This window comes from Enterobacter cloacae complex sp.6700776, from assembly GCF_048284255.1.
GTDB lineage: Bacteria > Pseudomonadota > Gammaproteobacteria > Enterobacterales > Enterobacteriaceae > Enterobacter > Enterobacter intestinihominis.
In genome coordinates, this window is the sequence record NZ_JBLVYK010000133.1 from 1 (window position 1) to 317 (window position 317).

The following is a 317-nucleotide window of genomic DNA, read 5'->3' on the forward strand; positions in this document are numbered from 1 at the left end:
GATTGGCATAGTGTTTTGCTAACTCACGAAACCCCATTAATTCGCGATGGTTGATATTGGCCATATCCTGTTTGGCATATAGAAAGGTATAAAACCAATACTCTGCGCTTTTGGTAAGTATGATTGCGCGATCGCGATTCTTGTTGAGTCGCTTTTTATAAACCCCTCCTCCTAAATCAACCACTTTGCCCTGAAGCGCAGATTGAATTGCCTGATAGAGCTCGTCGTCGGAAATGCCATGAGAGCTAGCCTCTCTGGCGAACCATTTGGTTTGAAAGATACGCATTGCTGACATCCTGTTGTTAAAAGTATAGCAC

1 protein-coding gene is annotated in these 317 nt (G+C 43.5%); it reads right to left on the bottom strand.

Annotation, left to right across the window (positions count from 1 at the left end; genetic code table 11):
• The coding region (locus ACNQ0T_RS23570) for a type II toxin-antitoxin system RelE/ParE family toxin (protein WP_417930424.1) at positions 1 to 286 on the bottom strand (286 nt) is incomplete at its 3' end.
• Positions 287 to 317 lie beyond the last annotated feature (31 nt).